Source organism: Parendozoicomonas haliclonae, from assembly GCF_900174585.1.
Classification (GTDB): domain Bacteria; phylum Pseudomonadota; class Gammaproteobacteria; order Pseudomonadales; family Endozoicomonadaceae; genus Sansalvadorimonas; species Sansalvadorimonas haliclonae.
The window spans coordinates 63,618-84,156 of sequence record NZ_FWPT01000006.1 but is presented as its reverse complement, the minus strand read 5'-3'; the positions used below and the strand labels follow the sequence as shown (position 1 = coordinate 84,156).

At 49.9% G+C, this 20,539-nt stretch carries 15 protein-coding genes; 6 read left to right on the top strand and 9 right to left on the bottom strand.

Features of this window, described 5'->3' with window-relative positions:
* Nucleotides 1-9: 9 nt before the first annotated feature.
* Together EHSB41UT_RS13645 and EHSB41UT_RS13640 are read right to left on the bottom strand one after the other, a co-directional pair.
* The gene (locus tag EHSB41UT_RS13645; RefSeq protein WP_133060515.1) at nucleotides 10-2,652 is read right to left on the bottom strand and encodes a hypothetical protein; all 2,643 of its coding nucleotides are present in this window, start codon (nucleotides 2,650-2,652) and stop codon (nucleotides 10-12) included.
* Between the two features lie 108 nt (nucleotides 2,653-2,760).
* On the bottom strand, nucleotides 2,761-3,279 hold the full coding sequence (locus EHSB41UT_RS13640) for a (2Fe-2S)-binding protein (RefSeq protein WP_087110753.1): 519 nt from the start codon (nucleotides 3,277-3,279) through the stop codon (nucleotides 2,761-2,763).
* 94 nt (nucleotides 3,280-3,373) lie between these two features.
* Between EHSB41UT_RS13640 and EHSB41UT_RS13635 the strand changes: the two genes are divergently transcribed.
* On the top strand, nucleotides 3,374-4,420 hold the full coding sequence (locus tag EHSB41UT_RS13635) for a protein kinase domain-containing protein (protein WP_087110752.1): 1,047 nt from the start codon (nucleotides 3,374-3,376) through the stop codon (nucleotides 4,418-4,420).
* A 35-nt stretch (nucleotides 4,421-4,455) separates the two neighbouring features.
* On the opposite strand, the gene metE is transcribed toward EHSB41UT_RS13635, so the two are convergent.
* Nucleotides 4,456-6,795, bottom strand: a complete 2,340-nt coding sequence (gene metE, locus EHSB41UT_RS13630; RefSeq protein WP_087110750.1) for a 5-methyltetrahydropteroyltriglutamate--homocysteine S-methyltransferase — start codon at nucleotides 6,793-6,795, stop codon at nucleotides 4,456-4,458.
* Nucleotides 6,796-6,946: 151 nt separating this feature from the next.
* Here metE and EHSB41UT_RS13625 point away from each other — a divergent pair, with 151 nt between their 5' ends.
* From EHSB41UT_RS13625 to EHSB41UT_RS13615, 3 genes are all read left to right on the top strand, one after another.
* Nucleotides 6,947-7,915 (top strand): LysR family transcriptional regulator, encoded by a 969-nt coding sequence (locus tag EHSB41UT_RS13625; RefSeq protein WP_087110748.1) that lies wholly within the window; start codon nucleotides 6,947-6,949, stop codon nucleotides 7,913-7,915.
* A 38-nt stretch (nucleotides 7,916-7,953) separates the two neighbouring features.
* On the top strand, nucleotides 7,954-8,382 hold the full coding sequence (locus EHSB41UT_RS13620; protein WP_087110746.1) for a hypothetical protein: 429 nt from the start codon (nucleotides 7,954-7,956) through the stop codon (nucleotides 8,380-8,382).
* Between the two features lie 118 nt (nucleotides 8,383-8,500).
* Nucleotides 8,501-9,850: a hypothetical protein gene (locus EHSB41UT_RS13615; protein ID WP_133060514.1), complete on the top strand. Its 1,350-nt coding sequence runs from the start codon at nucleotides 8,501-8,503 to the stop codon at nucleotides 9,848-9,850.
* 60 nt (nucleotides 9,851-9,910) lie between these two features.
* Here the strand turns inward: EHSB41UT_RS13615 and EHSB41UT_RS13610 are convergent, their stop codons facing one another.
* A complete protein-coding gene (locus tag EHSB41UT_RS13610) occupies nucleotides 9,911-10,174 on the bottom strand; it encodes an accessory factor UbiK family protein (RefSeq protein ID WP_087110743.1) in 264 nt (87 codons plus the stop codon).
* A gap of 601 nt (nucleotides 10,175-10,775) precedes the next feature.
* On the opposite strand from EHSB41UT_RS13610, the gene glnK reads away from it, so the two are divergent.
* Both glnK and EHSB41UT_RS13600 read left to right on the top strand, forming a co-directional pair.
* A complete protein-coding gene (glnK, locus tag EHSB41UT_RS13605; RefSeq protein ID WP_087110741.1) occupies nucleotides 10,776-11,114 on the top strand; it encodes a P-II family nitrogen regulator in 339 nt (112 codons plus the stop codon).
* Between the two features lie 104 nt (nucleotides 11,115-11,218).
* Nucleotides 11,219-12,493: an ammonium transporter gene (locus EHSB41UT_RS13600; protein WP_087110739.1), complete on the top strand. Its 1,275-nt coding sequence runs from the start codon at nucleotides 11,219-11,221 to the stop codon at nucleotides 12,491-12,493.
* Nucleotides 12,494-12,604: 111 nt separating this feature from the next.
* Here the strand turns inward: EHSB41UT_RS13600 and EHSB41UT_RS13595 are convergent, their stop codons facing one another.
* The 5 genes from EHSB41UT_RS13595 to EHSB41UT_RS13575 form a co-directional block, all read right to left on the bottom strand.
* Nucleotides 12,605-13,780: a CsgG/HfaB family protein gene (locus EHSB41UT_RS13595; RefSeq protein WP_087110737.1), complete on the bottom strand. Its 1,176-nt coding sequence runs from the start codon at nucleotides 13,778-13,780 to the stop codon at nucleotides 12,605-12,607.
* Between the two features lie 14 nt (nucleotides 13,781-13,794).
* A complete protein-coding gene (locus EHSB41UT_RS13590; protein WP_087110735.1) occupies nucleotides 13,795-15,231 on the bottom strand; it encodes a DUF6844 domain-containing protein in 1,437 nt (478 codons plus the stop codon).
* Between the two features lie 71 nt (nucleotides 15,232-15,302).
* Nucleotides 15,303-15,929 carry a penicillin-binding protein activator LpoB gene (gene lpoB / locus EHSB41UT_RS13585; RefSeq protein WP_087110733.1) on the bottom strand — a complete coding sequence of 209 codons (627 nt, stop codon included), beginning with the start codon at nucleotides 15,927-15,929 and terminating at the stop codon, nucleotides 15,303-15,305.
* Nucleotides 15,930-15,943: 14 nt separating this feature from the next.
* Nucleotides 15,944-17,347: a COG3014 family protein gene (locus tag EHSB41UT_RS13580; RefSeq protein WP_087110731.1), complete on the bottom strand. Its 1,404-nt coding sequence runs from the start codon at nucleotides 17,345-17,347 to the stop codon at nucleotides 15,944-15,946.
* A gap of 494 nt (nucleotides 17,348-17,841) precedes the next feature.
* A complete protein-coding gene (locus tag EHSB41UT_RS13575) occupies nucleotides 17,842-20,502 on the bottom strand; it encodes an RING finger protein (protein ID WP_133060513.1) in 2,661 nt (886 codons plus the stop codon).
* Nucleotides 20,503-20,539 lie beyond the last annotated feature (37 nt).

Here is a 20,539-nt window from a genome sequence, read left to right as displayed (position 1 = left end):
ACCTCTGATTCAGTTTGTCATCAGAGGTCTTCTTTCGTCCTCGACTACACCACTGGATAAACGTCGGCGGCCAGCTGCCGCACGCTCTTGGATAAACTGTACCTTAACCGTCAGCTGACCATCGGCGTTCGTCTCCATTAAGCCATCTCCTGTTGATACGCTGATAAAGCGGCTCCAGCCATGCCCGGTATCAACAATCCCGCGCCACACTGCGGAATCACGGAAAAGTCTTGAATGCCCGACATCCATCGTCCATTCAGCGCCGGTATTCTGGAAAGTGAAATTAATTTTATTGAAAGAAGATGGCTGACCATCGGAGTGCCAACCCTTAGGCTTTGCCCGCAGGTACATCCCATAAACACCGTCATCTTCCCTGATAAATTTCAGCCAATACTCCATATTCCCCAATCGGACCGACTTTGTGTTGAATCGTTGTAGCTGGGACTCCATACAAAGCTGCATCTCTGGAATTGTCCAGATAATGGATTGTGCTTCACGGCTAACCTGAGCGACCCCAAAGCTCAACGTCTGATTTCGTGCCATTGTACGAAGGAACAGCTGGAGCTGCTGGTCTCTGCGATTCAATCGTCGGTCATACATTTCCCCCTGCTGCTGTAACTCTCCCTTCTGCTGCAGCAGCATGGATTTCAGTTGAATATTGGTATTTTGATGGGCGACAGAGAGCGGTCGTTCTTCTTCAGGTATATCCGAGAGAGTCAGCCGAGGGGCAGCTTCATTAAGGCTCTTGGCAAAGCTGAGAACAACCTGGGATGCCGAATACTCGCCACTTCTTTTAGCAATCGTCATGTGCTCGGTTTCAAGATCCCATGTGTGGACGGATTCTTTAGACAGTACTCCGTTTTGGATGCCTGTTATCAGCATTGTGCCAAATATGGCGTTCTGACTGGTTCTCTGTGCTCTCTCAACCCCATTGGCACGATTAAATCGAATCTGGAGATGGGTATCTGAAAGTCTCCCCACATAGAGAACATACTTTCTTTCACCGATAAGCAGCGGGTAGGTGATGTAACCACCAGCAAAAATATCTTTGTGGGCAATAAGGATGTGAAGCTCACTGTCAAAAACAGTCACCGGACTGCTCTGGTAGCGGGATACCAGTCCGGCTGCCGGTGTCAGGCTCAGGTGATCCAGCCTGTGGCTGCCGCCGCGCGAATTGCGCACAAAAATAGAAGCCGCCCGTGACTTGATATGTTCATCCGCCATCAGCCATTTCCGATAACTGGCATGGCTGCCATAACTCAGGGGATGGAATCCGGGCTTGCTTATCAGCTCGGTGTTGGGTGCATTCGCAGTTCTCCGATAACCCGCCGAAGTCAGATGAAATATCGACGATGTCGGGCTGGATTCCTGTGCATCGATCGGTGACAGAAATACCAGATCAACCTCGACCGTTTCCTGCTGATCCCTGACTCTGTTCAGAAGCGCCTGTTCACCTAGCAGATAAACATCGGCGGTTTCTGGAGAACCATGGCCAAACCTTGCGGAACCATGATAGATCACAGCAATAACCAGCCGGGCCTGCCCATGGATATTGCCGGCCACAGTAAAAGGTTCCGAGTAATATACTTTCCGCATCGTCGGAAATGATGCTCCCGGTTCTCCGAGCAGATTGACAGTAACAAACTGCCAGCCTTCCAGACTGGTCAGGGAAGATGAAAAATGCAGCTGGCGAGACTGAGCCTCAACCTTGGCAACCAGACTGGATCTTTCTGCTTCCAGCGCCTGAATCTGGTTATGCATACTGGCCGCCAGTTCATTTTGAACAGCCAGTAGCTCTTTCATCACACGTTGAGAGTCCGAGCTTTCCAGCGACATCTGCCCCAGTAGATATGCCGCTTTCTGCACCTTACAACTATTACTGTTCTTATGTTGCTCCAGTTCGTCGCGAGATAAAGCTTGGTCACACTCCGGGCAGTTCAAAACCGACTTACTGCAAACCTCTTTATGTAGATCAAGGCTGTTTTTTACAACCTGCGCCCCACACCCCTGTGGGCAGTCAACATCCTGATATTCGCACTCATCTTTGTGCTGTTGATAGGCCTCAGCCCCCTCACCCTCGCCATAAACCACGGTCCAGTGACAGCCTTCGTTATCGCAGAGAACATCGATAGCTCCAAGGCTTTTATCCCAGCCATCGACCAGGTTGTAACGCACCTCCTGCGGCTCAAGAGACTCCTCCGGTGCTTTACGGTAAAAATCGATATCCCCGGTTTCTGAAGATGACGCTTCCTGAGCGAGTCCATTGCTCTTAGTGGTCGCACTGACAATCTTTCTACTGCATTGCGGACAGGTCAGCCTTCCGATGTTGTACTGGATATAATCAGCAAGGCATTTTTTACAGGCATAAGCCGTGCAGGATGAACAGTGAAGCGGCGCAGCGGCGGGAATGTCTTTACAGAGAGCGCACACACCGACAGGGGCAACCTGCTTACCAGCCTCATGTGGGGTGATGGCTGTTAATCTGTCGAGATCATAGCGGTAGATACCGAGCTGCTGGTCAAATGGCAAACCTTTACTGCCTGCCAGTACATAGCTGGAAAAGCACACCACTGCCATACAGACCGCCAGACACTTCATGATAAAAAGACAATGGCTACCAGCGGGCATGAAGCCTTTGATCGTTTTAGTCACCAGTCTGCCCTGAAGATTCTATTAGTGGGGGCTATAAAGGGGGCAGGAGTGTAGACAAGAGATTCAGGCTCTTCAGTCTTACGGCAAAATAAAAACTGGTACTGACGCTTATACGGTAAGCCCCGGCTCTGCCAGAATGACTTTTCTCAGGGCATGGTGATAACGCACATAGCCCGTGCAACGGCAAATATGGGTACCGATGGCATCCATGACCACATCTTTTACCTTATCTTTGGGCACAGGCTTCTTCTTGAGTTTTTCCCATAACGCGATCGACGCCATCAGAAAACCCGGCGTGCAATAACCACACTGAAAAGCGAACTCATCCAGAAAGGCGGCCTGTATCGGATGGAGCGTGCCATCCGGCAAGGCAACACCTTCGACTGTCTGAATCCGCCAGCCATCAACCGCTTTCAGTGGCGTGACACAGGTGACGGTAGGTTTCAGCTCATCCTTACCTTTCTGTTTCACTGCGACAGTGCAGGCCTGGCAGACACCAATGCCGCAGCAGAACTTGGTACCGGTCAACCTCATCTCTTCCTGCAGGTATTCCAGCAGGCTCATCTCCTGCTTATCTTCAGGTACATGAACCGGCTGACCATTTACCGAAAACTCAATCTCTGCCATAGCTCCGTACCTGTTATGCCTGCTAACACATTCGTCATACCGCACTGCTGCCTTTCTCTATAGCCTGCCCTGATCATTTTGGAAAACTTGACCTATGCAGACACCGGTACTCTCCAAACAGGTTGGCAAACCCTATTCAGAGCAAACTCCTCCTACTGATGACGTTATGGAATCAGTCACCCGTGATAACCGCAGAGTGACCTGGTGCAAAGGCCACTCCTCGTATCAGGAAATCAGTGAGGTGCTGGATAGACTCAAACCCCTAAACCCTCTTCTCGGTGAAGGCGGTTTTGGCAGGGTGTATAAAGTTGTCTGTGGGGTTCCTCACCACCAGCAGCAAAGCTTTGCGGTAAAAGAAGATCTAACGCCGGAAAAACCCTGCTTTCTTATCAATGAGATGAAGCTGCTCTCGCGCGCCCGCCATCCAAACATAGTTGCCTTCTATGGCGGTGCACGCATTGAAGAACCACAAAGCACCAGAATACTTATGGTGATGGAGCACTGTGATATCTCGCTCCATGAAAAGATTCTTCGGTGCGCCAGAAAGGGACTGCGCTTGTTTGGAATGAGAACCCGGATGGGATATCTGAAAGGTGTCTGCAGCGGGTTGGAATTTTTGTTCAGAAAGACCGGTCACTGTCATAGCGATGTAAAGTCCGCCAATGTCATGATTCACAAAGACGGCACCGCCAAAATTATTGATCTGGGTTTGGCGCGCGATGAACACACCATCAAAAGTAGAAAAATTGGCATCGTCTGCCAACACATGGCTCCGGAGTATCATTATCAAAGCCCCCATAAAGTCACCAGCAGCGTTGATATATGGGGCATTGGTAATATTGCCTGTGACCTTGTAACCGGACATATCCTCCCAAAGTGGCAACAACAAGTCGTTGCAATGGCTCCACCCACGGCAGGTACGAAGCAGTCAAAGAAGACCATTCAGAAAAGCATCACCGATGTACGACAGTCACCGGCAAGCCCGGATCCAAAATTCAAAAACAAGGATATGAGATCAGCGGCTGTATGCATGGAAAAGCTTGTTCGCCCCTGCCTGCGTCTCAACCCGGACAAGCGCCCTCAGAATATTCCTGCCATCATCACACTGATTGATGAGGTTATAGATCAGTCTGAGACGTAACATAACGTTCAGACTGATCCACCGCCCTATCAAAGTCACCCTGCCTTTTTCTGGAACTCTTCTCTCAGCTCTCTGGCTACGGCCACCATATTGCCCAGCGCAGCTTCCACCTCCGGCCAGTCTCTGGTTTTCAGGCCACAGTCTGGATTCATCCACAGTCTCTCTACTGGAACTTTCTCTGCAGCTTTAAGAATTAACTGCTTGATCCAGGCTTTGTCCGGCACGTTTGGGGAGTGAATATCGTAAACACCCGGTCCGATCTCATTCGGGTATTCAAACTGCTCAAAGGCATCGAGCAGCTCCATATCCGAGCGGGATGTTTCGATAGTAATCACATCCGCATCCATCGAGGCGATGTACTCGATAATGTCGTTAAACTCGCTGTAGCACATATGGGTGTGAATCTGGGTTTCATCCTTCACCCCACTGGCGCTGATACGGAAGCACTTTGTCGCCCAATTCAAATAAGCCGGCCAGTTGCGCTGTTTCAACGGCAGGCCTTCACGAATTGCAGGCTCATCAATCTGAATAATGCCAATACCAGCCTGCTCCAGATCAGTCACCTCATCACGCAGTGCCAGCGCCAACTGCAGGCAGGACTCTTTCCGGTCCACATCATCACGGGGGAAAGACCAGCACAGGATAGTCACCGGTCCGGTCAGCATGCCTTTCATCGGCAGTTTGGTCTGTTGCTGGGCAAACCGGCTCCAGTTCACGGTCATGGGTTCCGGACGTGAAATATCACCATAAATAATCGGAGGTTTTACACAACGGCTGCCGTAACTTTGTACCCAGCCATAATTGGTGAAAGCAAAGCCATCCAGCTGCTCGCCAAAGTATTCGACCATATCATTACGTTCGGCTTCTCCATGCACCAGCACATCCAGACCTATTTGCTCCTGCCGCTTAACCGCATCACAAATTTCGGCTTCCATGGCCTGCTGATAAGACTGCTCACTCAGCTCACCTTTCTTGAACTGGCGACGGGCTTTGCGTATCTCGCCTGTCTGAGGGAAAGAACCAATGGTGGTGGTTGGCAACAGCGGCAGATGCAGTTTCTCCCTTTGTCGTGCCGCTCGTTCCGGGTAAGCCCCATGTCGGTGGTCCATATCACCAGTCATACCGGCAACGCGCTGTTCCACAGCCGGGTTATGGACTCTTGAAGAACGTTCCCGGCTTGCCAGTGCACTATCAGCCTCGGCCTGCAGAGCTTTATCTTCCGGTGTCGCCTGACCACCAAGAGTACGGGCAATTACAGAAACTTCCCGACACTTTTGCACGGCAAAGGCCAGCCAGGATGTCAGCTCATCATCTAAGGCTTGCTCACTGTTCAGATCGACTGGTACATGTAGCAGCGAGCAGGATGGTGCAATCCAGAGACGTTCTCCCAGACGTTCAGCCACTGGCTTTAACTGATCAACCACCGTGCTGATATCTGTTCGCCAGATATTGCGGCCATTCACAACACCCACCGAGAGCACCGCATTGGGCGAGAGTTTATCAACCACGGTTGTCAGCTGGTCCGGAGCACGAATCAGGTCGATATGAAGCCCGGCAATGGGAAGGCTTGCTGCCACAGCCGTATGACCATTCAGATCATCAAAATAAGTGGCCAGAAGAATTTTAACCGGCGCACTCTGCAACTGGTTATAAACCGTTTCAAAGGCATTCAGCCAGCGGGATGGAAGTTCAAGCACCAGAATCGGTTCATCGATTTGAACCCACTCAACCCCCAGTGCCGCCAGCTCACTTAAGACTTCTCCATACACCTCAACAAGCGATTCCAGCAGCTCCAGCCGTTCAAAGTCTTCACCTCTGATCTTTGCCAGCCACAGCCAGGTTAAAGGGCCAATAAGAACAGGTTTAATCGTGTGCCCCTGAGCAAGGGCTTCTTTGGCTTCTTCAATAATACTCCTGCAGCTCAGGGCAAAGCTTTGTTCCTTATTCAGCTCAGGTACGATGTAGTGATAGTTGGTATCAAACCACTTGGTCATCTCACTTGCCGCTGCCGGATTGCCGGTGGGCGCCCTGCCCCGCGCTATGCGGAACAGGGTATCGATATCCTCGGCCTGCTCTTTTAGGGAGACACCATTATCCTGAAAGCGCTCTGGCACAGCCCCCAGCATCAGAGAGGTATTCAGCACCTGGTCGTACCAGGCAAAATCCCCCACAGGAATCAGATCCACCCCCTGCTGCTTTTGCTGCTGCCAGTGAAGGGCTCTTAATCGTGCGCCTTCAGCCAGCAACTCACTGCGGGATATTTTCCCGCTCCAGTAAGCTTCCTGTGCTTTCTTTAATTCACGGTCGGCACCAATCCGCGGAAAACCGAGATTGTGTGCGGTGCATTGATTAGAAGACGACTGATTTAAAGACATAGCCCACCCGGAAGTTTTGTTGTTCTGCTGCTGTTGGATAAAGTCTCGGGGAGCACGCAAATTGAATCAAACTCATTATTCTCATATTAAAAATGAGAAAAATTGATATACACTGCCTGGCTAATAAAAGAACAACACACGTAACCAGCCCATGAGCAACCAGATCGGCCTTGGCCTGCATCACCTCAAAACTCTTAACGCGCTCCGGCAGACCGGTAGCCTGGTTGAGGCTGCTCGCATGCTGCATCTCACCCAGTCGGCGCTCTCTCATCAGGTGAAGGAGTTGGAAAGCCGGATTGGAATGGAGCTGTTTGTTCGTAAATCCAAACCCCTGCGTTTTACTAGTGCGGGCCTGCGCCTGCTGACTCTGGCGGATGATCTGTTGCCACAGATCAGACTGGCTGAACAGGATCTGTTACGGCTGGCAGGAGGAGAATCTGGTCGCCTGCATATGGCCATCGAGTGTCATAGCTGCTTCCAGTGGCTGATGCCAACCATCGACAGTTATCGCGAGCACTGGCCGGAAGTGGAGATGGACTTTGCCAGCGGCTTTAACTTTGCACCACTGCCAGCACTGGCAAGAGCCGAGCTTGATCTGGTTATTACCTCCGACCCGCTGCTCAGCCCTGAGCTGGTGTATATCCCGCTGTTTGATTATGAAATGCTGCTGGCTGTTTCACGTCGTCACCCTCTGGCACAGAAAGAGTGGATTGCACCCACAGACTTAAGACAGGAGACGTTAATCACCTATCCGGTTGAACACAGTCGTCTGGCGGTATTCAAGGACTTTATGGATAAAGCCGGAGAAGAACCGGCGGCAACCCGTACCGCAGAAATGACTCTAATGATGCTGCAACTTGTGGCCAGCCAGCGTGGTGTCTGCGCGCTGCCAAATTGGGCTTTGGCCGAGTATCTCGACAAAAGCCACATCCAGTGTCGTCCACTGGGAGAGCAGGGCATCTGGTGCACGCTCTATGCTGCCATCCGTGCGGAGCATCAGGAACAGCCTTACATTGTCGACTTTCTGGAAACAGCAAAAGAAACCTGCTTCAGTCGTCTGGATGGAATTCGGCCCTGCAAAACCAATGAGGTTAGCTATTCTCTAAGCACAGTTCTCTGAGCGTTATGACATCAGAGAACAGGTTCAGGAGTAGCACCATGCACGTCTATCTTCACGGTGGAAAGCATCGCAATATATACGGCACAGTTTCTGTAAATCATTTCCTGCGCTGCTTTTTCCCAGGTCTCATAATCGCTGTTATCACCTGTTGCATTGCGGGCTGTGATGCTCAGGATAACGCTCCTACTCCTGAACAACTTCCGAATACCGGTCTGGAGTCAAATACCAGCCAGTCCTCCCAACAACCCTCTTCTGCTACTGATGATGCTGTCGTGGAAGGTGCCTCCGAAACCATTATTCAGGGTGACGGCGTGATCTATGAGCAGGCTGTTATTATCGATAGCGAGCCCCCTCCACAGCAGAGTACTCAGACTGCTGTTCAAGACATCCCTGTCCCCGGTGACAAGCAGGCGCAGCAGCAGGAAATACAACAGATGGAGCAACAACAAAACGCGCCATCGCAATAATTAACCCCAATAAAACATCCCTACAGCGGGTAACAACGCCTTTACAAAACGCAACACCACGGCCTTGATGAAGGTCTAACCTCTTCTGTCACCTGAGAAGCATGAACCGGTGGCAGCCATGATCCGTTCCTCAAGAGTGGGTGTGTTAAAAGCGTTATCAACAGTCGGGGTATTGCTCTCCCTATCTCTTTGCCAACAGGCGGCAAGCGCTGAGGCTCAACGTGTGTCTGCGGTTCAGCCGGAAGGTTTTGAAAAACACCTTATTCCTGCAGGAGAGACGCTTACCTCCTGGCATATCCAGCGGGAATTTGATCACTTTTCAGCGATGGTGAGCGCTGTCGCTGGCAGCTATGTGTTGAATGCAGCGATGCCTCGTATGTTTTCCCCATCCATGCTGCTGTTTGGTGCCAACTTGATGGTCAACTACTCGACCTCGAATGACTGGATGGACTTTATCATTCGCCAGACCGTAGCCGCAGTAAAAGTCCTGCCTGCAGCAGATAAAGACAAAGGATCTGGGTTTGATAAGGATTTGCAGAGCTTCATGCAGACTATGGATATTCTTGCTGAACTCCTGATTGCCATGCCCTCCCTGGTAGAGGTGACCGAACAGCTGAACCCACCGATTGGGAAATCCAAAGTTCATCTGGGCAAAAAAGACAGCAAATTTGCCAATATCCATTTCTCCAACACCAGCAGTTCCAGATTCCATCTGTCGCCCAATAAAGAGCGCCTGCAGAAAGGTCTCTGCCAGATGGAGCCAGATAATGCACTACAAAAACTGATGTGCCATCTGCAGGATCATAATATTGATGAGGTGCAGCTGTACCCCGGCGACGTTGCCGGTATAAAGGTACTGAATATCTGTAGCTACAAGCATACCACTGTGAACAACTCTGCTTTACAGCACCAGATCTGCAATGTTCTGAGAGTGGAGCCGTCTGACGGTGATATCGGTGATGCAGACTGGATCACCGATCATATTGCCGGCCGAAGCCTCACGGAGAAATCCGACGAGATGTACTCTCCGCTGACAGAAGGCCTCTTTGAACGACTCACTGAGATATTACCCTGGAAGGCAGAGAATGATCAGGTGTTCTGGCAGGTCTTTCTCGATCAGCCTGAAGACGCTCTTAATCGCCAGAGCCTGTTGCCGGGTATAGCCAGCGAGAAACTGACAGTGCCCGCCATCAAGGGTAAAAATATGCAGCTGTTTGGCCATGGTGATAACGGTTTTCTTCTGGTCGATTTCACTGTTAATGACAGCAACATTTTCACGGTCAAGCCGATGCCTGTTCTTTGGTTGAATACCAGAACGGATGCAGAAAAGGTTACGCCTGAAGAGCTAAAAAATCTGGAGGATCACCGGATTCCAGGAAAAGGGATTGGTCTGTGGCGGACAGTCAACTCCCTGAGAAGCTTGTTGTATCGGACTCTGCTCAATAAAAGCCTGAGCCACTTTTATTAGAATCAAACCTGCACAATAAAAGGAGGCCGAGGCCTCCTTCCTTTTATCTTGACCTGCTCGTTACTCTGCTGGCTTGTCGAGATTCTTCTCCAGCTCGGCCACCCGCTTCTCCAGAGCTTCAACCATCTCTCTGGTGCGCTGCAGAACCGCAGCCTGAGCATCGAATTCATCACGGGTCAGCAGTTCCATCCGGCCGAATGCACCAGCAAGAACCGCTTTTACATTTTTCTCAAAATCTTCACGAAACGGCTGTCCGGGTCCCTGGCTTACCAGCCCCTGCAATTTCCCGGCAACTGAATTAATGAAATCCGCTTTATCAACCATCTTACTCTCCGGCATCCGGATTATTATTACCGGCAGAATACCTATGTCACTCGTGTGGGTAAAGCAGGGTGGTGCATTCCCTGAAAAGACAACGCACCAAAACCGTGCATTCATCCACAACCAGACTTGAGCACGGTGCATCAGCTCGCACCTCTTTAGCACACATCCCCCACCTTCTTCTTACAAATTCGACCTAACTCATTGAAAAATCGATGGTTTTCACGGGTGGCACGATGACTGCAAAACACCAATCACTGATATCGGCCAGACCGTTTCTGAACGCACACATAACGAATAGCTGAAGAAGACTGTCACAAGCTGAACACAGAAAGAGGAGTGCTGCAGAGGGCTTCCCGGAAAAGGCTCACCAAGAAGTACACCGGGTAACCCGCAGCCATAAGTGGTGCCAAACGATGTAAGGCACAGCACAACACTTATAAGACCTGGGCCAAAGGCGTAAACTTGTCCTGTTCCCTCAGGACAACCGGAATCATCACTGGGTAACAACAGTCTGATTCCAAAGCTAACCAAAGCCTTAGCTGCAAATAAAGCCTGGCTTCTGCTCCACACGGGAGCCGGCATACAAATCAGGAGACATGCAATGAAGTTAGTTTCAGCGATTATCAAGCCCTTCAAGCTCGATGATGTTCGGGAAGCGCTGTCCGAAATCGGTGTTCAGGGCATTACCGTCACCGAAGTAAAAGGTTTCGGTCGTCAGAAAGGTCACACCGAGCTCTATCGTGGTGCCGAGTACGTCGTGGACTTCCTGCCCAAAGTAAAAATTGAAGTCGCTATCGGCGACGAACTGCTCGATCAGGTTATCGAGTCCATCACCAAAGCGGCCAATACCGGCAAGATCGGCGACGGCAAGATCTTCGTCACCGAGCTGCAACAGGCCATCCGTATCCGTACCGGAGAGACCGGCACCGCTGCGATCTAAAACCAAGAATAAATCGATTGCGACTGCTGATGTGGGCAGCAGACGCAGGCTCTGAACCGGTAACAGGAACAGCGCAGATAACAATATCCTGAGGGGGTACTGACGTGGAAAATCAAATCTTCCATTTGCAATATGCAATGGACACCTTTTATTTCCTGGTGTGTGGTGCACTGGTTATGTGGATGGCGGCCGGCTTCGCCATGTTGGAAGCCGGTCTTGTCCGTTCCAAGAACACCACTGAAATCCTGACCAAGAACGTCGCACTGTTTGCGATCTCCTGCACCATGTACCTGATTGTCGGTTACGACATTATGTATGGCGGCGGCGTACTGCTGAGCGGCGTACTGACGGGTGATGGTTATGTTGAGGAAACCCTGGCCTCTTTCGCAGCGCGTGAAGATGGCTTTGAAGGTGGCTCCATCTACTCCGGTGCTTCCGACTTCTTCTTCCAGGTGGTCTTTGTAGCCACCGCGATGTCCATCGTATCCGGTGCTGTTGCCGAGCGTATGAAGCTGTGGAGCTTCCTGATCTTCGCCGTAGTCATGACCGGCTTTATCTACCCAATGGAAGGCGCATGGACCTGGGGCGGCGAAGCAGTATTCGGCATGTACACCCTGAGCGACCTGGGCTTTTCCGACTTCGCAGGTTCCGGCATCGTTCATATGGCAGGTGCTGCTGCAGCACTGGCCGGTGTTCTGCTGCTGGGTGCCCGTAAAGGCAAGTACGGCAAGAGCGGTGAGATCAATGCGATCCCTGGTGCCAATCTGCCGCTGGCCACTCTCGGTACCTTCATCCTGTGGATGGGCTGGTTCGGCTTCAACGGTGGTTCTGTTCTGAAGCTGGGCGATATCGCCAACGCCAACAGCGTTGCCATGGTGTTCCTGAACACTAACGCTGCTGCTGCCGGTGGTCTGGTTGCTGCTCTGGTTACTGCCCGCCTGATGTTCGGCAAGGCTGATCTGACCATGTGCCTCAACGGTGCACTGGCTGGTCTGGTTGCCATCACTGCAGAGCCAAGCACCCCAACACCAATTCAGGCAACCCTGTTCGGTGCGGTTGGTGGCCTGATCGTAGTCTTCTCTATCCTGGCTCTGGATAAGCTGAAGATTGATGATCCGGTCGGTGCCATCTCTGTTCACGGTGTCGTTGGTCTGTTCGGCCTGCTGATCGTACCTCTGACTAACGATGGCTCCACCTTCTCCGGTCAGCTGATTGGCGCTGCAACCATCTTTGTATGGGTATTCGTAACCAGCCTGATTGTCTGGGGCATTCTGAAAGCGATCACCGGCATCCGGGTCAGCGAAGAAGAAGAGTATGAAGGTGTGGATCTGGCTGAGTGCGGAATGGAAGCTTATCCGGAGTTTACCGCCAGCAAGTAAACGAATAAAAACAGTCTGGCGCAGATAACAATAATATTGCTAGAGCTGTGACCTGAAAGACCCCGGTAACTATACACACACGTTACCGGGGTCTTTTTTATTTGAAGGGATTTAGAGAATCACGCCCCCGGATTCAGGAACAACCACATTACTCTTCACTGGTTTTTCTTTACCTGACGCAGAGTGTGGTGCCCTACCAGAGCGGGCGATAAAACCGTTCTGAATAGAATTTAAATCACCCATTACTAATGTTGCGTAGGACATCTTTGGATGAACCCGAACCACTTTGACCGTAGCGATTTTTGTTTCCGACTGTCCCAGTGGCTCCTTAGTATAGGGATCAACGATCATCTCGCCCAGCGCATAGATATGGTAATGGCTCCCAACCTTCACGGTTTTACCGCCCTGATTCAGGATAATTTCACCATTGCTGGAACTAACAACGCGCATCGGGTAAATATTATCCAGCAGCTCTTGAGCTATTTTTCCGCCAGTTACTACAGCGCCCTGCTCCAGATTATCCACCCCCGTCAGTGAAACAGTCACCGTGTCTGACCATTTTACCTGACGACTTGCAATAGCAATGATTTGGTAGCGAACTGTCGCATAGGTGCGAACATGATCTTCCCTCTCACCAGTCAAAGCGACATTATCCGCCCAACGATGAACACCTGCTTTCTCAATGCTACCCGTCACGATGTAGTCAAGACCCAGCACCTTACCCAGCCTGGCCTTTTCGGCCAAAGGCACATCCCCACTTTGCCAAAGAGATTTCTCAGCGTTGTAGGCCTCTTCCTGCTCACGATCCAGCACAGCAAACCGGCGGCTCTGTACCAACTGCTCCTGAACCTGACTGGCCACCAGCTTGCGGAACTCCTTACCCCCTGTAAACGGAAGCACAGCAATCCGGCGACGCTTATCACCTGCCAGCCCCGGTACTTCATATTTATGAACCCGAACATTCAAGGATGCGGTGCAACCATCCGCACCACACTGACTATCAATAATATCGTAACCGGCGATCTGTCCGCCCGCTTCGATACGAGACTGACGGTTTACATTCACTTCAGTGGTCGCTTTACCATCAGCTTTTTGCTGGAACTGACTGCTCTGCTGGACACTCTTGATATCCATACCATGAACCTGCCGCAAAGCCTGAACAAGAGCAGACTCAACCGCAGTATCTTCACTCAGCCCAGTCCCTTTCACCTGAACCTGCACTATAGCTGCGCCGGCAATAGCCGGCAGTAACGCAGCGGCAAGAAGAATGCCTTTAAAGTACTTCACCTTTATACTCCCGCTTAGAAGTCACTGGCGTCGAAAGTATCCATACCGGCTCCCTGATTCACCGAAGCTGCAGAAGAAGGCTGACGGGGAGATTGAGTCTGAGGCTGCGGCTCTGGTTTATTGGATTTGAACGCACGAATGGATTGTTCATTGACCGGATGCCAGGTCAGCACGAGACCATTAATCTCCCTTCCTGTAACCGGGTGCTTTTCAGTCCAACGCATCTCTTCCTGAATACCCACCAGATCCTTCACACTGGAGCGCTGCTCGGACAATTGACGAGTTTCCTTAATAATGCGGGAAACGGTGCCTTCCGTTGTATCCATACCCTCTTCGGTTTTAGTGATAGTGGCATCCTTGATTTTTTCTTCACCTTTGGTCGTAGAGGTTTGAAGCTTGCCCACCAGATTGTAAGCTTCCGCAAAGTGTGAATACGCATCGTTCTCCGCTTCGATAAACGCAAACTCGCGATTGTCTACACACTCGTCATAGTCAACTGGATTACAATCGTTGCCAGCCTGAGCGAAAGAGATAAGAACTGGATACCCTTGCTCGTCATAAATCAGGTTCAGTCCGTACTGGTACATCAAATTACCGCGATTTTTCTCCAGATAGTCCGCAATAGGCATACGGGCCTTGGCTGGATCAGGGTTAATATTCCCTTTGCTAAGCTGTAGGTTTTCAAGAGTGTTCTTCATTTTATTAGAAGTACTGAGCACTACAGCAACGGCAGTATTGCCATTGCTGTCAGTCGTTTCATAGGTTTTGGTAACAACAGTCCCACTCAACTCACCTTCTGACATGCGACTGGTACTTTTGCTGAAGGCCTTTTTCATCATGACCTTACGTTTGGATGGGTTGGCGTTTTTATAGGCACTGCTGTCAATGCCCATTTTTTCAATACGACCATCAAGAGCGGTATCCGCCACAGCAACCACTACATCCAGAAGAGCATCCATCCTCACCTGATTCTGCAGTTCTTCCTCGGAAAACTGTGGCAACTGATTTGTTCTAAAGTTTTCACGTAACATTTCACTGGAAACCTCGGTGTAGAGCTGCTTCAACAACTTCTCCCGGGCAGCCATCACCGCACGCTGGTAAGCAATAACACGGGCATCACCCCAGCCACTGTCCGCTGGTTTGGCATTGATGAGAGCCGTGCCATACATGATCCGGACATCCTTACGCCCAGCTTTTAACAAAACAGCCTTTTGTTTGTTAACCAAATGCTGGGCTTTCTGATCGACATCTGCCATCGCATCATCGACACCCGCTTCCGCTGCAGCGACAACCTCTTGAGTGGTTTGGGCGGGCTGGGCCATATCTGTCACATCAGAAGCTGCACTTACAACAGGTGCCGGTTGAGATTCAGCCTTCACAACAGGAAGAATAAACAGGGTAGAAAGGGCGCAAGTTACTGCGACAACAGTGGCCTTTTTACGAAATTCCATATTTTCCCCAGGCAATAAGAATACCGGAGCAGATGCCCCTGCTCCGGTGTGTTTATAAAATGATGTTGGGATTACCAGCTTACAGAACGTCCATCGCCCTGCTTAACGATGGGTACTTCACCTTCCCAGAACGCCAGCCCAGTTTCCAGATGGGTCATGGTCATCTGCAGGTAGTAGTTAATCTCCTGCTTATCATCGCTCAAGGTAAAGTTACGCTGAATAATTTTTCCACTCAGACTGTAATCCGGAGCAATAACTGTATTATTGCCTTTAACCGTTGCCTGGTTGACCAGTTTGGAACTCTTTAGCTCACGCACCCGCTGGCTCATCTCATCTTCAGCGCCGTTCAGACCTACAGCTGTAGTTGTAATAAACTGGCCAGAATTCAGAAGATCAATACGGATCTTTTTGGTCAGCTGGTCGGTGTCAATACGTTGCGTGGTATCGTTGATTATGTTGGAAACCACCAAGATATTTACCGCACCTTTATCAGCATCCTTATGACGCAGACGTGGGTTGTTCAGCATGCTCTGCACCATTTGGCTGGCCGCATCGCTAAAGTCGCGGTAATTCAAACCTGCAACAGTTTCCTGTTTGGTAGCCTGACCAGTCATCTGATCGACGTAATAGGTTTTAGTGGCGCAACCGGACAGCAATGTCGCACTGATCATGACGCCAGCCAGTACTTTCATTTTCATATTTATACTTCCTGTTAAATGTTCACTACGTCAATCGATGGGGTAACCGTTGGGCTGACCGCGCGCACGTACACAATGCTGAACCTTGCTTTGGGATCAAGCTGAACGTTAAGCGGGCTTTCCATACCCGGAGCCGTGATGGTGAGCGCACCATTTTTGGGTTTGTTCAGTTTGGCCAACTGGAAATCCTTTGGGAGGCTGTACCAGATACGCAGGTCGGCACCAGTGGTGGCCATCTGTGCAATAGCACCGGCCAGCCCCATCATGGGATCTTTATCATTCAGCTGCTTCTGAGCAATAGTCTTGAGTACGGTTCGGGTAACTTCACGGGTAAGGATATAAGGAAATTCCGCCTTGAACTCAGCCTGCACAACACGATCCATCTCGGACAGAATGCGTGTTTCGGTATCATTGATACTCAAAGTTGGGAAGGCCTGCTCACGCTCAACCAGTTTCGGCAGGGCCATGCCGCTGTAGGAAACATTATCGCTAGCCAGGAACACTGGCAGGTCAATGCGCAGCTCATCTTTCTTCGGGCCTAGGCCGTTTTCAAACACAACCCAGACGGTAGGTTTCATTTTTTTGAGAGACGTGCGGCCACGGTATAGATTGTCTGCCAGCACCATATCAGACTTGGCGGTGCTGTTTCCTGTCATGGAAGCCACGCGACGCATGCTGTCATAGGCTTTGCTGAAGTCACCACTGCCTTGGGCATTCAGCATAAAGAACAAGCCATGCATGTAAGTGCTAAACGGGTTCACATAATTTCCGTACGCCTTCCATTCGCTAAAATCTATCCCCTGAGAGGCAACCAGTTCTTCAACATGGCTTATGCTCTGATTGGTAACCTCGCGGTACTGATCGTTATCCTCTTTTTCATTTTCGGCTCTGATCTCTTCTTTTAGTTTTGCGATCTTTTCAGCGAAGTCTTCGGCTGCACGGCGCTGGCGATCATCGACACGGTTCCATTCCACCCGCGCATTAGAATTATCGCCATTAAACATAAAGTTCAGGGCTTTGTAAGTATTAGCCATAATACCGTCGTAATGAGCCTGCTCGTAATCGGCAACGGAATCGTTCACCAATAGGCTACTGGCTCCATCAAGAGCCTCACTACCCAAATGTTCAGTATCTTCCTGCTTCATCAAGGCTTCAGCGTCATCAAAGAAGCCAGTGCTCTCATCATATTTTTTGCTAAAACGCAGCAGGGCTCCAGCTTCCAGAGACCACAGTAGATCTTCAGCCTTTCCAGTCTCTGCATTGACATCAGCCTTGGCAATAGCGGCATCAGTGGCAAGGTCTACTTGACCAGAGAGGATACTTTTTTCATAGCTGCCGTAGGTCACTTGCTGAACCATAGTGGTACAGCCACTCAGAAATGCGAAAGACAGAGTGGCCGCAAAAAATTTCGTTCTCATTCAAAAACTTACCAAGGCGAGTGATAACTGAAAGGGAAATCATGACTACTACTTACACAGGTGCGGCATTATAAGTATTGATTCGCTCCCAAAAATTGATCTAGCCCAATATTAGGCAGCCTTCTTTTACAAAAGCATCAAACTGCTTTTAAAAATTAATACAAGCCTGCAGGCAATATTGAAATTTGAATTGATTTTATCGACAACACCTGTTCCCAAGAGTTGCTTCCTTATATTTCTTCTATCGCAGGAACAGTCAGATGCTTTCATAATTGAACCATTGTTAAATTATGATTGCCTTTGACTATTTTCTGTATGATGCCTGTTTACCGAAGTCACAGTATGCTATTGGCCATCCACAGTCCCCAGAAAGGGCTTTAATACCATCGCAAACACTGTGATTTAGAAGACCCCGGTAACACGACATGTCGTATTACCGGGGTCTTTTTAACTCTCCCAGCTCTCTGTTACCTGCCAGCCCTTTTCTCGAATTACTACCTTGGCTCCGGCCGGTTAGCTTCCTCGCCATTCCGAACAACACGGGTGCGGGAATTTGAGGATACTGTCCGCCGAGATGCATTTCTCGCCGGGCGATCGTTGACAAACTCGAGTGTCACTTTCAGCTGCCCCTGCGCATCCGGCTTAACCTCAGCACTACTATCCGAAAGCCCTACCAAACCTGGCCAACCATAACCCCGGTGCGTAATGGCATACCAGATATCCGAGCCAAAAATCAGCCCCGATTTGCCCACATCAAGATCATAAACCTCAGTGGTATTCCCAGCCATGTGAAAGCGCATCTTATTAAAACTGCCTGGTTGATCACCGAAGAAAAAGCTTGCCTGATTCGCGTAGATAGCAAAGTTATACATACCATTTCCGTACAGATAAAAACGCAACCAGTAGTTGAAATCCCCAACCCGGGCTTCCAACGTTTTCACTTCGTTCAGCTGCAAAGCCAGACAGGCTTCCATTTCAGGGATGACCCATGTGATTGCACTGTTCTGATTATCAATACTGACTGTTCCATAGCGAATATCCTGCTGGGCTGAAATGTTGCTCAGGATCTTCTGAAATTGCTGCTCTTTAGCTCTCGCGCGCTCCTGCGACGCAAGCAACAAGGATTTCAGTTGGAAATTGCTGTTGCCATGGGCGGCCGAATGCGAATGCTGCGACAGCGGTAATTCCGACAATAAAAAACGATCAGACGAACCTTCCTGAGCAAAGCGGATCACAAACTGTTTGAATGCCAGATGATTCCCCCCTATAGGAACCCTGAAAGATTCCGAACCTACTTTGATGGCCTGATTGGAAAAGATGCCTGGTGAATTGCCCTGATAATGAATCTGGCTGATATGAGCGCTAATCCCCCCTTGCCCAATCCTTGGCTCCATCGGCCAACTATCTTCAATAAACTCCAGTATCACATGGCTGTCTTGTACCGCACGGCCTTGGCCTGAGTGATTTTCGTTTACACCAGTAGCTATCTGTTCAAGCTGAACGTTTACGGTATAAGGTTTGCCATTGAGTAGAAAACGGTAATCAATCCTCCCGCCACTGAGGAAGTGATGAAAGTTGATAGCGATATGAAGTTCATTATCGCTAATCGCGACAGGGCTTTGTTGATAGGCAGAGGAGAGTTCACTGGGCGGCATAAGAGACACTGTCTCTTTACGGTTTCTTACCAGCATGGCAGCACGCCGTGTTTTGATATGCTGAGGTCGAACCAACCATTCCTTGAGTGCCGGGTCTGAGCCATAGCCAAGAGGGATAAACCTCGCCCCCTCAATCTTGGGAGCACGCTGGATAGCCTGATAACTTACGCTGCTCAGGTGGTAGGTTAAACGCATGGGTGATCGAGACTTTTCCCCGTCATAAAGAAGCAGCAGATCAACGTCTATGGTTTCATGCTGCTTAACCAATCTATCCAATACGTTCTGACTGCCCAACAGATAAATATAAGCGTTACCTGACGTTTCTGTATCGCTACTCTGTGCATCAGGATAAGAAACAGCAATCATCAACAGGGCATCACCACGCAAGTTTCCACCAATCCGGAATGGCTCTGAAAAATAGGTTTGACCCGTTTCCGGTAGTGGCGTGTCCGGTGGGCCATCCAGATTTAAAACTATTATCTGATCTCCTTCATGTTTATTGACGTTGGCTTGCAGCTGTAAATGGTAGTTCTGCTGATCAACTTTTGCCTGAAGTTGCTTATTAACCTCTTCCAGATTATTCATCTTCTGGCTCATGCTGCGGACTAACTCTTGATGGAGTTCAAATACTGTCCGTGCATCGGGTGAATCCAACTGCAGGCGCCCTATGTAAAGAGCGGCCTTTTCCAGTCGACAATCATCGCTACCTTGATGTTCATCAACTAACTTTCGTGCAATATTACCGTTACAGTCCGGGCAGGGAACCAATGCATGGGCACAGGTTTTCTGATGCTCGTCCGGATTGTTTCGTTTCACTTTTTCACCACAACCGGCGGTGCAATCATCCTCACCATAAGAGCAGTTACGGGCATGCTTGTCCGACTCAGCCTTCCCCTCTCCATCACCATATTTCATGGTCCAGCTACATCCCTCGTTACCACACAGGACATCCAGTGAACCAAGACTCTCACCCCATCCATCCACCAAATGATAACGACTGCCCTGACCATCATCCGCCTCTGAGATATTGGCTCTGGAACTTAACTCTCCATCAGGTTCCAAACCTGTGGATTCTGATGAGGAGGAAGCAACGCTGACTATCTTTTTATGACAATCAGGACAGTTCATGATCCCCCCACCGGGATGACTCAAGACCTGTTTCTGATAATCAGAAACGCACGTTTGACAGGCATATACAGAACAAGAGGAACAGATATAAGGCGACATGCGCGGGATATCACTACAAAAAGAGCACTCTTTCAGAGGTGTCACAGGTGTTGCGGAGCCAGGCAAAGAGTTTGCTGGGATATGACTCATCTCATAGCGAGAGACGCCCAAACTCTTGTCAAACTTCACACCATCTTTCCCGGCAGATGCCGTGAGCGATAAAACGATAAGAAAAAAAGGGATGAAAATTTTGCTTATCGTTACGCTGATCGTTTTATTGTTATGACGACGATAAATACTTTTCTTCATTGCTCTGCTTTGCGCCTGTGCCATGATGCAACCCAGTTACAAGGCAGAGCAGTCTAGTCAA